The 14,642-nt window shown below is 65.5% G+C and carries 10 protein-coding genes; 3 read left to right on the forward strand and 7 right to left on the reverse strand.

Annotated elements, in window-relative coordinates:
- Nucleotides 1–94: 94 nt before the first annotated feature.
- From lysS to ABQZ00_RS10430, 3 genes are all read right to left on the reverse strand, one after another.
- Entirely contained in the window at nucleotides 95–1,612 is a 1,518-nt protein-coding gene (lysS, locus tag ABQZ00_RS10420) for a lysine--tRNA ligase (RefSeq protein WP_323539295.1), read from the reverse strand.
- A 195-nt stretch (nucleotides 1,613–1,807) separates the two neighbouring features.
- A protein-coding gene (prfB, locus tag ABQZ00_RS10425; protein WP_311239807.1) for a peptide chain release factor 2 occupies nucleotides 1,808–2,933 on the reverse strand; the annotation gives its coding sequence in 2 pieces (ribosomal slippage) (nucleotides 1,808–2,857 and nucleotides 2,859–2,933; 1,125 coding nt in all).
- Nucleotides 2,934–3,191: 258 nt separating this feature from the next.
- Nucleotides 3,192–4,142 carry a LytTR family DNA-binding domain-containing protein gene (locus ABQZ00_RS10430; protein ID WP_323539334.1) on the reverse strand — a complete coding sequence of 317 codons (951 nt, stop codon included), beginning with the start codon at nucleotides 4,140–4,142 and terminating at the stop codon, nucleotides 3,192–3,194.
- A 159-nt stretch (nucleotides 4,143–4,301) separates the two neighbouring features.
- Between ABQZ00_RS10430 and ABQZ00_RS10435 the strand changes: the two genes are divergently transcribed.
- The 3 genes from ABQZ00_RS10435 (at nucleotide 4,302) to ABQZ00_RS10445 (ending at nucleotide 8,145) form a co-directional block, all read left to right on the forward strand.
- On the forward strand, nucleotides 4,302–5,513 hold the full coding sequence (locus ABQZ00_RS10435) for an acyltransferase family protein (protein ID WP_323539294.1): 1,212 nt from the start codon (nucleotides 4,302–4,304) through the stop codon (nucleotides 5,511–5,513).
- A 264-nt stretch (nucleotides 5,514–5,777) separates the two neighbouring features.
- Complete coding sequence (locus ABQZ00_RS10440; RefSeq protein ID WP_323539293.1) at nucleotides 5,778–6,815, forward strand: DUF1176 domain-containing protein; 1,038 nt, start codon at nucleotides 5,778–5,780, stop codon at nucleotides 6,813–6,815.
- Between the two features lie 298 nt (nucleotides 6,816–7,113).
- On the forward strand, nucleotides 7,114–8,145 hold the full coding sequence (locus tag ABQZ00_RS10445; RefSeq protein ID WP_323539292.1) for a DUF1176 domain-containing protein: 1,032 nt from the start codon (nucleotides 7,114–7,116) through the stop codon (nucleotides 8,143–8,145).
- A 99-nt stretch (nucleotides 8,146–8,244) separates the two neighbouring features.
- On the opposite strand, the gene recJ is transcribed toward ABQZ00_RS10445, so the two are convergent.
- The 4 genes from recJ to carB are packed head-to-tail and all read right to left on the reverse strand — an operon-like array spanning nucleotide 8,245 to nucleotide 14,635.
- The gene (gene recJ, locus ABQZ00_RS10450) at nucleotides 8,245–9,984 is read right to left on the reverse strand and encodes a single-stranded-DNA-specific exonuclease RecJ (protein ID WP_323539291.1); all 1,740 of its coding nucleotides are present in this window, start codon (nucleotides 9,982–9,984) and stop codon (nucleotides 8,245–8,247) included.
- Entirely contained in the window at nucleotides 9,981–10,901 is a 921-nt protein-coding gene (locus tag ABQZ00_RS10455; RefSeq protein WP_323519066.1) for a phosphoglycerate mutase, read from the reverse strand. Before ABQZ00_RS10455 ends, recJ begins: the two co-directional genes overlap by 4 nt.
- Before the next feature lie 18 nt (nucleotides 10,902–10,919).
- Entirely contained in the window at nucleotides 10,920–11,384 is a 465-nt protein-coding gene (gene greA, locus ABQZ00_RS10460; protein WP_193552439.1) for a transcription elongation factor GreA, read from the reverse strand.
- 8 nt (nucleotides 11,385–11,392) lie between these two features.
- On the reverse strand, nucleotides 11,393–14,635 hold the full coding sequence (carB, locus tag ABQZ00_RS10465) for a carbamoyl-phosphate synthase large subunit (protein ID WP_115584436.1): 3,243 nt from the start codon (nucleotides 14,633–14,635) through the stop codon (nucleotides 11,393–11,395).
- Nucleotides 14,636–14,642 lie beyond the last annotated feature (7 nt).

A 14,642-nucleotide genomic window follows, 5' to 3' on the forward strand; every position in this document is an offset into this window, starting at 1 on the left:
CCCTGTGTCGACTCCCCCGGACCTGACGCTGTCCGGAGCTGTGCCCTAGCATATGCAGTATCTGTGCCGTGAGCACGCGTTCGCACAAAAAAAATCAGGCTTCCGGGCGCATGTAAGGAAACAGCAGGACATCACGGATCGAGGTGCTCCCGGTCAGCAGCATCACCAGACGGTCGATGCCGATGCCCAGGCCGCCGGTCGGCGCCATTCCGTACTCCAACGCACGGATGTAATCGGCGTCGTAGTGCATCGCTTCGTCGTCGCCGCCGTCCTTGGCCTGCACCTGCGCCTGGAAGCGCGCGGCCTGGTCTTCGGGGTCGTTGAGCTCGGAGAAGCCATTGGCCAGCTCCTTGCCGTTGATGAACAGCTCGAAGCGGTCGGTGTACCCCGGCTCGGTGTCGCTGGAGCGCGCCAGCGGCGACACCTCCACCGGATGGTCGGTGATGAAGGTCGGTTGCACCAAGGTGTGCTCGACGGTGGCTTCGAAGATTTCCAGCAGCAGCTTGCCCCAGCCGTAAGACGGCTTGGTGCGGATCTTGAGCCGCTCGCAATGGCGCAGCAGCGCGGCGCGATCGGTGCAATCGGCCGCACTGATTTCCGGATTGTGGTGAAGAACGGCCTCATCCATGCGCCAGCGACGGAAAGCCGGCGCCAGATCGATGTCGGCGCCATCCCAGCTCACCTGGGTGGTGCCCAGCACCGTGTGCGCGGTATCGCGGATGACCTGCTCGGTCAGATCCATGATCTCGTGGTACGTGGCGTAGGCCTCGTAGAGCTCGAGCATGGTGAACTCGGGGTTGTGCCGGGTCGACACGCCTTCGTTGCGGAAGTTGCGGTTGATCTCGTAGACGCGTTCCAGGCCACCGACTACCAGCCGCTTGAGATACAGCTCCGGCGCCACGCGCAGGTACAGATCCAGATCCAGCGCATTGTGGTGGGTGGTGAACGGCTTGGCGGTGGCGCCGCCAGGGATGTAATGCATCATCGGCGTTTCCACTTCCAGGAAACGCCGCGCATCCAGCCACGCGCGCATCGCACGGATGATCTTGGAGCGCTTGATGAAGACCTCGCGCGCCTCCGGGGTGACGATCAGATCCACGTAACGCTGGCGGTAGCGCTGCTCCACGTCCGACAGGCCGTGCCACTTGTCCGGCAACGGGCGCAGCGACTTGGTCAGCAGCCGCAGCGTGCTGGCCTTGACCGACAACTCGCCGGTCTTGGTCCGGGTCAGGCCGCCCTCCACCGCCACGATGTCGCCGACATCCCAGCCCTTGAACGAGGTATAGGCATCGCCGAGCACATTGCCCTGCAAGAACAACTGCACGCGCCCGGACTCGTCCTGGATCTGCGCGAAGCTGGCCTTGCCCATCACCCGCTTGGCCATCAGGCGGCCAGCCATTTTGACGGTGCGACCGCTGGCTTCCAGCGCTTCGGGGGTCCAGCTGTCGGCATCGGCGAATTCGGCTTGCAGATCGCCGGCGAAATGCTCGCGCACGAAGTCGTTGGGATACGCGATGCCCTGGCCGCGCAACGCGCCCAGTTTCGCGCGACGCTCGGCGATGAGGCTGTTCTCGTCGACGGGAAGGTGTGGCGCGGGGGTCTGTTCGGTCATGGCGGGGTCGGTCTGCTAGAAGTCGGGCGCGTGCCCGGTGGGGAGTGAGCGCCCGGCAGCGCCGGGCTCTCTTACATTGACGGTGTCGCGCGTCGGTGGCCTGACGTCTGGCTGCCGCAACGCGGAGTGGCGCTGCGCTGCATGCAGCCTAGCGTCGTGCAAGGTCGTCGCATCCGCTGCGACCTCGCGCGGCGGTCAGGCATCCAGGCGTTTGGAGCCTGCCGCCAGACCTGCCTTCAGGCTGGCCTCGACGAATTCGTCCAGGTCGCCGTCCAGCACTTTTTGCGTGTCGCTGCGTTCGATGCCGGTGCGCAGATCCTTGATACGGCTCTGATCGAGCACGTAGTTGCGGATCTGGCTGCCCCAACCGATGTCGGACTTGGTGGCTTCCAGCGCGTCGCGTTCGACGTTGCGCTTTTGCACTTCCAGCTCGTACAACTTGGCGGCCAGCATCTTCATCGCGTTGTCGCGGTTCTGATGCTGGCTGCGGCCGGTCTGGCAGGCAACCACCGTATTGGTCGGGATATGCGTGATACGCACCGCCGATTCGGTCTTGTTGACGTGCTGACCACCGGCGCCGGACGAGCGGTACACGTCGGTACGCAGGTCGGCCGGATTGATGTCGATCTCGATGTTGTCGTCCACTTCCGGCGACACGAACACCGAGGTGAAGCTGGTATGCCGGCGGTTGTCGGAGTCGAACGGCGACTTGCGCACCAGCCGGTGCACGCCGATCTCGGTCTTCAACCAACCGTAAGCGTATTCGCCCTCGATGCGGATCGTGGCCGACTTGATGCCTGCCACTTCGCCGCCGGACACTTCCATCAGCTCGGTCTTCCAGCCACGCGACTCGGCCCAGCGCAGATACATGCGCAACAGGATTTCCGCCCAGTCCTGCGCCTCGGTACCACCGGCGCCGGCCTGGATATCGACGAACGCGTTGGAACCGTCCATCTCGCCGGAGAACATGCGCTGGAATTCCAGCTTCTCGACATGGATCTGGTACTTGTCCAGATCGGCGATCACCGCCACCGCGGTGTCCTCGTCCTGCTCGCTGTCGGCCAGTTCCAGCAGATCGCCGGCATCGGTGAGGCCGGCCAGCACATCGGCGATGCCGATGACGGTCTTTTCCAGCATGGAACGCTCACGTCCCAAAGCCTGGGCACGCTCGGCGTCGTTCCACACGTCCGGGCTTTCGAGCTCCCGGCTGACTTCCTCTAGACGCTCTTTCTTGGCGTCGTAGTCAAAGATACCCCCTGAGCGAGAGCACGCGATCGTTGAGATCGGTGATGCGCTGGCGGATCGGATTGGTTTCGATCATGACGGACTTCCGGCAAACAAGCGGGCTAGTTTAGCAAGCGGGCGCCGGTGGCGGAACGCGGTTGCGCCGGGGCTGCACACGCTTCAGAACCGGCAGTCTCGATGCCCGCCTTGCGGTTGCGCGCGACCGCAAGGGCTTGCGGGTCCCCCTCCCCCCAGCGCGCTGATGTCGCAGCGGCGGCGACATGGGCGCAGTGGCTGCGACAGATATGCAAGGCGCCGTGGGCAGCTGTGCCGCCCCGCAATGGCTCTAGCGGCCTCAGACCGTCACTGCATCTGTGCGGCGCGCAACGGCACCCTGCCCTGCCCGCGCGCGTACGTCGGCCAGATGACTGCGACTGCACGGCAGCACCGTGGCGTCGCGCAGATGCACGCGCGCATCGCCAGAGTCGACCGGTTCGATCGCCTGCACCTGGCCCAGATTCACCAGATAGCTGCGATGGATCCGCACGAACACTGCGGGGTCCAATTTGGCTTCGATCGCCGCCATCGTGCTGCGTAACGGATAGTCGTGGCCGCGCACGCGCAGGTTGACGTAGTTGCCGGAGGCCTGGACCCATTCGATATCGGCGGTAGCGACCAAAAAGTCGCGGCCGAGTTTGCGCACCAGAAAGCGCTCCGGGCGGTCCAACGGCTCCTCCGGCGCGCCTTCGTCCGGCGCCGCAAGCAGATGCGCCTCGCCCTGGCGCCGCCGCGCGTACCAGCCCAATGCGTGCTGCAACGCCACCAGCATCGCAAAGGTACGCAGATCCTTGGACAACTCATAAAACCACTGCAGCGGCCAGCCACCGAAGTCGTAATGGCTACCGGCCAGCGCGTAAACCAGCTTGCGCAACAGCACCATGCCGGCAACGTGCGCCAGCCACCAACCCAATGCAGCCGCCAGATACACCGGCACACGGCGACGCCAGACATCGGCATGCAGCGGCCAACGTGCGCAGAGCCAGAACACTGCGGGTAGCAACAACAGCGATGCGGTGGCGCTGGTCAGCTCCCAGCTCAGTACCTGCCACAGCACGATCGCCTCGCCATCGCGACGCCCCGCCAACCATGCGGTCAACGTGTTGCCCAGTGCGCTCAGGTAAAACACCAGCAACCAGATCGTCACTGCCCAGCGCGTGGCGAAGTGACGCGCACCGTCCTGAGGTGTCGGCGGGCGCGGCCCGATGGTTTCCATTGCAGAGGTCCGCAGTTGGCAGTTGCCAATGATAGAGGCCTGCGCAACGGGGCGGCACCGTCATCCCCGCCGCTCCCGTTCGTCCCTGGGAGGACGCAACTGGTCACTGCGCGCGGGCGTTTCCACCCCTGGCCCCTTTCTTCATGCGGGTCGGCGGGCAGGATGCGTGCACTTCCTCGACCAACCGCCCCCATGACCGAGCGCCGCCACGATATCGATGCCTTGCGCGTCTTCGCCTTTGCCCTGCTGATCCTCTATCACGTGGGCATGGCCTACGTGGCCGGCTGGGACTTTCATTTAAAGAGCGCGTATACCACCGACTGGCTGCAGGCGCCCATGATCGCGCTCAACCGCTGGCGGATGCCGTTGCTGTTCATGATCTCCGGCATCGCGATCGGTCTGGCGCGGGCAGAACGTGCGCCGTGGCAGTTCGCCTGGCGACGCTGCGGCCGGTTATTGGCGCCACTGCTGTTCGGCATGTTCGTGGTGGTGGCGGTGCAGGCGTACTGCCAGGGCGTCAGCAACGGCAAGGTCGTGCCCGGCTTTGGCAACTTCCTGCTGCGCTATTGGCAGGTCCGGCCGTGGCCGGCCGGCAGCTTCGATGGCTGGGAACACGGCATCACCTGGAACCATCTGTGGTATCTGGCCTATCTGCTGCCTTACACCTTGTTACTGATGGCCGTGGTCGCACTGGGCCACATGTTGCCCGTGTCGCTGCGAGCCTTGCCGGCCTCCATCGCGCTGCCGGCCCTGCTGCTGGCCCCGATCCTGTGGGAGGCCTTCTGCCTGCTGTGGGTGATGCCGCGCCACCCACCGACCCACGCCCTGGTTGGCGACTGGTTTGTGCATGCCGAGTCGTTTCCGTTGTTCGTGCTGGGATATGCGCTGGCCCATCACGCACGCTTCTGGACGTGGTCAGTGCAGCTGCGTTGGCCAACCCTGATCGCCGCACTGCTGGCGATCGCCACCGAGCTGAGCATCCGCCATCTGGGCCGCTCGCTCGATCCGATGCAGCTGCCCGCCCTGCTGGCGACAGTCCGCTGGGACGTGGTCGAACGGCTGGCGCGCGCCACCTACACCTGGCTGGCATTGCTGACCCTGTTCGGCTGGGCAAGGCATGGCTTGAACCGCCCCTTCGCGTGGCTGCCGTACTGCACCCAGGCCGTGTTCCCCTGGTACATCCTGCATCAGAGCCTGATCATCCTGGCGCTGTACTGGTTGGCGCCGTTGCACCTGGGCCCGTGGCTGGAACCGTCGCTGGTGTTGGCCTCCACCGTTGCCGGCTGCCTGCTATTGCACGAATACCTGATCCGCCGCGTGCGCTGGCTGCGTCCGCTGTTCGGGATGCCGATGCGGGAATCGCCGACCAGGGTGCGCGCCACGGCAACGCTGACGCAGGTGTGATCGCTGAAAGCGACAGCCCGGCAGACAAGACCGAACAGACGATGCCGTTGGCGCATCGTTGCCAGAACAACCCGGGCACCGCGCAAAGATCGCAGTCCATCTGCAGCGCGCAGTGTGGTCGATCGCGGGGACGCGCAGATGCACCGCAGCGAGTGGACACACTCGCCGTCATGAATTGCGTTCACTGCCTGCGGACGATTCGCCTGGACGCTCTGCGGCAGGCATCGCAAGATGCCGGCCCGGACCTGCGATGAAGGAACTTCGATGCGTTACGACCTGCTTGCCGCGGCCTTGCTGTGCAGCCCCGCACTCGCGCTTGCCGCGCCTGCCACCAGTGTCGATTTCAGTCATGACGACTGGACCATCGCCTGCGACAACACCCGCACCTGTCGCGCCGCCGGATACCAGCCGGACGAAGGCGAGCACCTGCCGGTATCGGTGCTGCTGACGCGTAAGGCCGGTGCCGGCCAGGCGGTGACGGCCGAGCTGATGCTGGGCCAGTACGACGAGATCAAGCTGCCGGCGTCGCTGAGCCTGCAGATCGATCAGCGCGATCTGGGCAAGCTGGCGCTGGATGGCAAGAGCGGCACCGCAGTCTTGAGCAGCACGCAGGTCACCGCGCTGCTGGCGGCACTGACCCGCAGCAGCAAGATCGTGGCGCTCGGCAACGATGGCCGCCGCTGGCAGCTCTCCGATCGCGGCGCGGCGGCAACGCTGCTGAAGATGGACGAATTTCAGGGCCGGCTGGGCACGCGCGGCGCGCTGGTACGCAAGGGCGATCGCGACGAGGCCACCGTGTTGCCGGCGTTGCCGGTACCGCAAGTCCGCGCGGCCAAGCTGGCCGCAGCGCAGGCCGGCGACGCACGTCTGGGCAGCTTGCCGGCGCTATACCAGGCGCTACGCGCCACGCTTCCGGCTGATGAAGAATGCAAGGGCCTGGATGCCAGCGATGCCGCCGAACCGCTGACCATCGCCCGCCTGAGCAGCGACAAGCTGCTGGTGTCGACCGATTGCTGGATGGGCGCCTACAACATCGGCACCGGCTTCTGGGTGGTCAACGCGCGTGCGCCGTTTGCACCGACGTTGATCACCACGCATGCCAGCGATCTGGATGGCTCCACCATCCTGTCCTCGCAAAAGGGTCGCGGCCTGGGCGATTGCTACAGCGAGGAGCACTGGACCTGGGACGGCCGTCGCTTCGTGCAGACCTCCAAATCCACGTCAGGCCTGTGTCGACTGGTGGCCGCCGGCGGCGCCTGGGAACTGCCAACGGTGGTGGCCGAGGTCAAGCAGTCACCTTGATCCAGGCAAGGGACAATGCGGCCGCCCGTAGCGGTGCGGCCGCGACCGCCGCAGAGAACAGCCGCCACCGGATTTCTGCTCAGCGATGTCGTTCGACCGAGCCGGCTCCAGCCTGAATCTCTGCACTGCAGATCGCATGAACGGACAAGATTTCGCAAGGCCGCAGCGGTAGCGCTGCCGGCCACGCGCGTCGAACTGAACGGCTCCACGGATCTACTAGGTAGCAGCGCGAGACCGTATAGACGGCGTTGGAAACGAGCGCTCAAGATGCCGGCTCGATCCACCCTGAAAGAAAAACATGCGCATCAACTTGATCGCCGCCGCACTGATACTCTCGCCTGGCGCAGCACTTGCCGCCGCCTCCGCAACCGGTATCGACTTCAGTCACAAGGACTGGACGATCGCCTGCGATAACACCCGCACCTGCCGTGCAGCCGGCTACCAGCCGGAGGACACCGAACCGGCGGTCTCCGTACTGCTCACCCGCAAGGCCGGAGCTGCACAACCGGTGACCGCGCAGCTCAAGATCGGTCAGCTCAAGCAGGCTACCGTTCCCTCGACACTGACACTGTCCATCGGCAAGCGCGATCTCGGCCCTCTGAATCTGCAAGGCGCGACAGGCAGCGCCACGCTGAGCGCCGCCCAGACCAGCGCACTGCTGACTGCACTGACCGGTGAGAGCGCAGCCATTGCGGCGGTGGGTAACGATGGCCGCCGTTGGCAGCTCTCCGATCAGGGCGCCAGCGCCGTGCTACTCAAGATGGATGAGTTCCAGGGCCGCCTGGGCACCCGCGGCGCCCTGGTCCGCAAGGGCAAGGGCACTGAATCGGCGGTCTTGCCGGCACTGCCGGCTCCACAGGTGCAAGTGGCCAAACTCGCTGCCGCGCAACCCGGCGATGCCAAGCTGGCGCGTCTGCCGGCGCTGTATGCCGCGCTGAAAACCGCTCTGCCTGCCAACGAGCAATGCCAGGCACTGGAGCCGGGCGGCGCGCAGGAGCCGCTGAACATCGCGCGCCTGAGCAACGACAAGCTGCTGGTGTCGGCTGCCTGCACGCTGGGTGCCTACAACCTCGGCATGGGGTATTGGGTGGTCAACGCCCGCGCGCCGTTTGCACCTGTGCTGGTGACCCTGCAGGGCACCGATCTGAGCGGGTCGACCATTCGCTCGTCGCAGAAGGGACGTGGGCTGGGCGATTGCTCGGTCGATGCCAGCTGGGGCTGGACTGGACAGCGCTTTGTGCAGACCGCCAAGTCCAATTCCGGTCTGTGCCGCGGAATCGCCGGCGGTGCCTGGCAGCTCCCCACGCTGGTGACCGCAGTCAAGAAGTAACAGCGTTGTTGTCTGACAGCTGCGGGCGCCATTGGGCGCCCGCAGTTATTTGCACTCATATCAAAACAGCGCCGGCAGGCAAGTCGACACGCGTTCGGCTCAGGCGGTGACCACGACCGGTTCGCAGTGCTCGACGATCAACTGCACCGCAGTGCCGCCGCGGTAATCGTCGCTGACCAACCGATACGCCAGCCGCACCTTGCGTGCCGGTTCGCTGCCGCGCCAACCGTTGAAATGGATGGCATTGAGCGGCTCGGCACGACCGGCGCACCGTAAGCTCAGCTTGAGATGGCGTTCCTTGAGCAGACGCCATTGCAATATTTCGAACTCGCCGTCGAATAGCGGCTCCGGAAAGCCCTGCCCCCACGGTCCGGCCACACGCAGCGCTTCGGCATGCACGTGATCGAGTTCGTGCGCAGACAGCTCGCCATCGCTATGCAACTCGGCATGCAGCAGCGACGCATCCACCATCGCGTGCACCTGCGCCTGAAACGCCTGCTCGAAGGTTTCCAGCGCGGCATGATCCATGCTCAAGCCCGCCGCCATCGCATGGCCGCCGAACTTCTGCAGCAAACCCGGATGACGCGCATCCACCGCCGCCAGCACGTCGCGGATATGCAGGCCGGGAATGGACCGCGCCGAACCGCGCAACTGGCTGCTGCCCGGCTCGGCCGGGGCCAACGCGATCACCGGACGGTGCAACCGGTCTTTCAATTTGGAGGCGACCAAGCCGATCACGCCGGGGTGCCATTCCGCATCGAACAGGCAGGCGGCGATCGGCAAGGCGCCATCGGCATCCAGCACCACCTTGGTCACCGCCTGCTCGGCATCGTCGGTCATCAACTGCTGCACCGCGCGGCGCTCGGCATTGATCTCTTCGAGCGTGGCGGCGATCTCGCGCGCCCGGTTCCAGTCTTCGCTGAGCAACAACTCGATGCCCAACGCCATGTCTTCGAGCCGGCCGGCCGCATTCAAGCGCGGCCCGAGCGCGAAGCCGATATCGCTGGCGCTCAGACGCGCGACATCGCGGCCGCTGGCATCGATCAGCGCGCGCAATCCGATGCAGCCCTTGCCCTCGCGCAGCCGACGCAACCCGGCCGACACCAGCGCGCGGTTATTGGTGTCCAGCGGCACCAGATCGGCCACCGTGCCGACAGCGACCAGATCCAGCAACACCGACAGATCCGGCTCGGCGCGGTCGGCAAACGCGCCGCGCGCGCGCAGCGCGCTGCGCAGCGCCAGCAACACGTAAAAGATCACGCCCACGCCGGCCAGCGATTTGCTGGGAAAGCTGTCGACCGCCAGGTTCGGGTCGACGATCGCATCGGCCGGCGGCAGTACCTCGCCCGGTAGATGGTGGTCGGTGACCAGCACCGTCCAGCCGCGCGCCTTGGCGGCGGCCACGCCGGCATGGCAGGCGATGCCGTGATCGACGGTGACCAGCACCTCCGGTTGCAGCGCAGCCAGCTCGTCCACCAAGGCAGGCGACAGGCCATAGCCGTGCACCATGCGATTGGGCACGGCGTGGTGCACATCCAGCGCGCCGAGCATGCGCAAACCGCGCACGCCAACCGCGCAGGCGGTGGCGCCATCGCAGTCGAAATCGCCTACCACCAGGATGCGCCGTTGCTGGTCGATCGCATCGGCCAACAGATTGGCGGCCACGTAGCTGTTGTGCAGCAGCTCCGGCGAGAGCAACTGGCCCAGCCGCGGTTGCGCGCCCTGCGCATCGCGGACACCGCGCGATGCGTAGATGCGGCGCAGCAGCGGCAACATGGCGTCGGGCCAGCTTCCGGTCTGCCCTGGCGGGCGCCGGACGATCCGGGGAGTGGAGGTCATTGCGCCAGTTGCTGCCGTGGCGTGCGCCAGAACCGCCAGCGTTGCGTGCGTGCCAACGTCAGCGTTTCGCCGTCCTGGAAATCCAGCACCAGCCGATCCAGTTCGCTACGTGCCATCGCCGCCAGCAGCGGTGCCACTGCGTCGTCGCCAAACTGCTGCAGCGAGCGCAGATGGCGCAGGTCCACCAACGCATCCACGCGTTGATCGCCCTGCGCATCGGCACTGGCCGCCAGCGCCAGCGCGCGCAGCAACGACTCGCGGCTGCGCACCTGCCGATGCGGCGATGTCACTGCATGCGGCAGTGCGCCGCCGCCCCAGAACCACAGCGAATTAATCGCCGGCTTGCCACTGGCAACGCGGCCTTCGTTCCACGGATGCTGATGCAGCAACACCTGCGCTTCGGTCAGCAAGGCACGCCAGCGCCGGCCAGAATCACCGGCCGGCAGATGCTCGAACAGGTCGTCGCCGATCGCCACATCCGGCGGCGCGAAGTCCGGCAGCTTGGCATCCGGCGACAGACGCAGATACCAGCGCGATGGCGTCGGCGCATCGAGCACAAATCCGGCATCGCCGAACATCGGCTTGAGGATCGGCAGCAGCACCGCCAGGTCCTCGGCGGTGGCACCGAGCGCCTCGCCGTAGCCCATCAGACGTGCGCCCTGCATGTCCGGCACCACATAAGCCGGGTCGGCACGCACCCAGGTGGCGCCTGCGGCATCGCCGGCATCCAGTTGCCGGGTCAATGCCGCCACCGGCCACTGCGCTGGCGTCAACGTGAAATGCCGCTGCAACTGCGCCACTTCGCCGGCATCGGCGGTGTGCAGATCGGCGCGCGCCAGGGCACTGGCCACCACCGCGTTGTCCAGCGTTCCGGGCAGACGGCGTTTTTCGGGCAGCAGCAGCGTTGCGGTCGTCATCGCTCAGGCGTCAGTGCATCAATCCAGATACGCGACGGTGACCACTTCGTACTCGCGCTGGCCGGCCGGCGCGTCGATGGTGACCGAATCGCCTTCCAGCTTGCCGATCAGGGCGCGCGCCAATGGCGAAGAAATCGCGATCATGCCCATCTTGATGTCCGCCTCCAGATCGCCAACGATCTGGTAGCGCTTCTCTTCGTCGGTCTCGGTATCGGCCAGGGTCACGGTGGCGCCGAACACGATCTTGCTGCCGGCCGACAACTTGGTGATGTCGATGATCTCGGCATGCGAGAGCTCGCCTTCCAGCTGCTTGATGCGGCCTTCGATGAAGCTCTGCTGCTCACGCGCGGCATGGTATTCGGCGTTTTCCTTCAGGTCGCCGTGCGCGCGCGCCTCGGCGATCGCACTGATCACCGCCGGACGCTTGACCGACTTCAACTGATCGAGTTCTTCGCGCAGGCGCAGCGCGCCCTTCGCGGTCATGGGTGCTCTCATGCTTCCAGCTCCTTGTGCAGTTCCTGCAGCGACCAGACAGGGCCGGTGCCGCGGAATTCCAGCGAATGCACCAGCGCCTTGGCGCCGGCGACAGTGGTCGAATAGGTCACGCGATGCTGCAGCGCTTCACGACGGATCGAGAACGAATCCGAGATGGCGGCGCGACCTTCGGTGGTGTTGACGATATAGACGATCTCGCCGTTCTTGATCGAGTCGACGATATGCGGGCGGCCTTCGGCCACCTTGTTGACGATCTCGCAGTTCAGCCCGTTCTGTTGCAGCCAGGCACCGGTGCCGCGCGTGGCCACCAGGGTGAAGCCGCGTTCCACTAGCGCCTGCGCCACTGGCAGCACGCGCTTCTTGTCCGGGTCGCGCACCGAGACGAAGGCCTTGCCCACCGGCGGTGCCTTGATGCCGCCGGCTTCCTGCGCGCGCGCAAACGCGGCGCTGAAGCTGCGGCCCACGCCCATCACCTCACCGGTGGAGCGCATCTCCGGCCCGAGGATCGGGTCCACGCCCTGGAACTTGGCGAACGGGAAGATCGCCTCCTTCACAGAGTAATAGTCCGGCACGATTTCCTTGGTGGCGCCCTGCTCGGCCAGCGTCTTGCCGGCCATGCAGCGTGCGGCGATCTTGGCCAGCGGGATGCCGATGGCCTTGGACACGAACGGCACGGTGCGCGAAGCACGCGGGTTCACTTCCAGCAGGAACACCACATCGTCGCCGGCCTCATCCACCTGCACCGCAAACTGGGTGTTCATCAGGCCAACCACGTTCAAACCTTCGGCCAGCATCACCACCTGGCGACGCAGCTCGGCCTGGGTCTTGGGCGAGAGCGAGTACGGCGGCAGCGAGCACGACGAGTCACCCGAGTGCACGCCGGCTTCTTCGATGTGCTCCATCAGCCCGCCGATCAGCACGTTGCCGTCCTTGTCGGCAATGATGTCCACGTCCACTTCCACCGCATTGTCGAGGAAGCGGTCCAGCAGCACCGGCGAATCGTTGGACACCTTCACCGCATCGCGCACATAGCGCGCCAGATCGGATTCGCCGTACACGATCTCCATGGCGCGGCCGCCCAGCACATAGCTCGGGCGCACCACCAGCGGGTAGCCGATCTCGCGCGCCAGCACCAGCGCTTCTTCCGGGTTGCGGGCAATGCGGTTCGGCGGCTGCTTCAGGCCCAGCTTGTCGACCAGCTGCTGGAAACGCTCGCGGTCTTCGGCCAGGTCGATCGAGTCCGGCGAGGTGCCGATCACCGGCACTCCATTGGCTTCCAGCGCACGCGCCAGCTTCAGCGGGGTCTGGCCGCCGTACTGCACGATCACGCCCTTGGGCTGTTCCAGCTCGACGATTTCCAGCACGTCTTCCAGGGTCAGCGGCTCGAAGTACAGACGGTCGGAGGTGTCGTAATCGGTGGAGACGGTTTCCGGGTTGCAGTTGACCATGATGGTCTCGTAGCCGTCGTCGCGCAGCGCCAGTGCCGCATGCACGCAGCAGTAATCGAACTCGATACCCTGGCCGATGCGATTGGGGCCACCGCCCAGAATCATGATCTTGTCGCGATTGGTCGGCAGCGCTTCGCATTCGTCCTCGTAGGTCGAATACAGGTACGCGGTGCTGGTGGCGAATTCGGCCGCGCACGAGTCGACGCGCTTGTAGACCGGGCGCACTTTCAACGCGCGACGCAGCGTGCGCACCGATTCTTCATTGCTGCCGATCAGCTCGGCCAGGCGCGCATCGGAGAAACCTGCGCGCTTGAGCTTGCGCAGACGCGGCGCGTCCAGCGCGGCCATGCCATCGTCGGCCAGCTGCTGCTCGTGGCTGACGAGCTCTTCGATCTGATCCAGGAACCAGGGGTCGATGAACGACAGCGCATACACCTCGTCCACGCTCATGCCGGCGCGGAACGCATCGGCCACATAGAACAGACGCTCCGGGCCGGGGGCCTTGAGCTCGCGCTTGAGCGCAGCGATATCGTCTTCGCTGCCCAGATCCAGGCCGGTCGGGTCCAGCCCGATCTTGCCGGTTTCCAGGCCGCGCAGCGCTTTTTGCAGCGATTCCTGGAAGGTGCGGCCCATCGCCATCACCTCGCCCACCGACTTCATCTGCGTGGTCAGGCGCGCATCGGCCTGCGGGAATTTTTCGAACGCAAAGCGCGGAATCTTGGTAACCACATAATCGATCGACGGCTCGAACGAGGCCGGAGTCAACCCACCGGTGATCTCGTTGCGCAATTCGTCCAGCGTGTAGCCCACCGCCAGCTTGGCGGCGACCTTGGCGATCGGGAAACCGGTGGCCTTGGACGCCAGCGCCGACGAACGCGACACGCGCGGATTCATCTCGATCACCACCACCCGGCCATTGGTCGGGCTGATGCCGAACTGCACATTGGAGCCGCCGGTATCCACGCCGATCTTGCGCAGCACTGCAATGGACGCATCGCGCAGGCGCTGATATTCCTTGTCGGTGAGCGTCTGTGCCGGCGCCACGGTGATCGAGTCGCCGGTGTGCACGCCCATCGGGTCGAGGTTTTCGATCGCGCAGACGATGATGCAGTTGTCCGCGGTATCGCGCACAACTTCCATCTCGAATTCCTTCCAGCCCAGCACCGATTCTTCCACCAGCACTTCGGTGGTCGGTGACAGTTCCAGGCCGCGGCCGACGATGTCGATCAGTTCTTCGCGGTTGTAGGCGATGCCGCCACCGCTACCGCCCAGGGTGAAGCTGGGGCGGATGATGGTCGGGTAGCCGACGCGGGTCTGGATATCCAGCGCTTCTTCCAGCGTGTGCGCCACTTCGGCCTTGGGGCAATCCAGGCCGATTTCGCCCATCGCCACGCGGAACAGCTCGCGGTCTTCGGCCATGCGGATCGCTTCGCGCTTGGCGCCAATCAACTCGACGTTGTACTTCTCCAGCACGCCGTGGTCGGCCAGATCCAGCGCGCAGTTCAGCGCGGTCTGCCCGCCCATGGTCGGCAGCAGCGCATCGGGCTTTTCCTTGGCGATGATCTTTTCGACCGTCTGCCAGTTGATCGGCTCGATGTACACCGCATCGGCCATGTCCGGGTCGGTCATGATCGTGGCCGGGTTGCTGTTGACCAGCACCACGCGGTAGCCCTCGTCGCGCAGCGCCTTGCACGCCTGCGCGCCCGAGTAATCGAACTCGCAGGCCTGGCCGATGACGATCGGGCCGGCGCCGATGATCAGAATGGTTTTTAGGTCGGTGCGCTTTGGCATGGGGGGT

Source organism: Xanthomonas sp. WHRI 10204 (genome assembly GCF_040202875.1).
Classification (GTDB): Bacteria; Pseudomonadota; Gammaproteobacteria; order Xanthomonadales; family Xanthomonadaceae; genus Xanthomonas.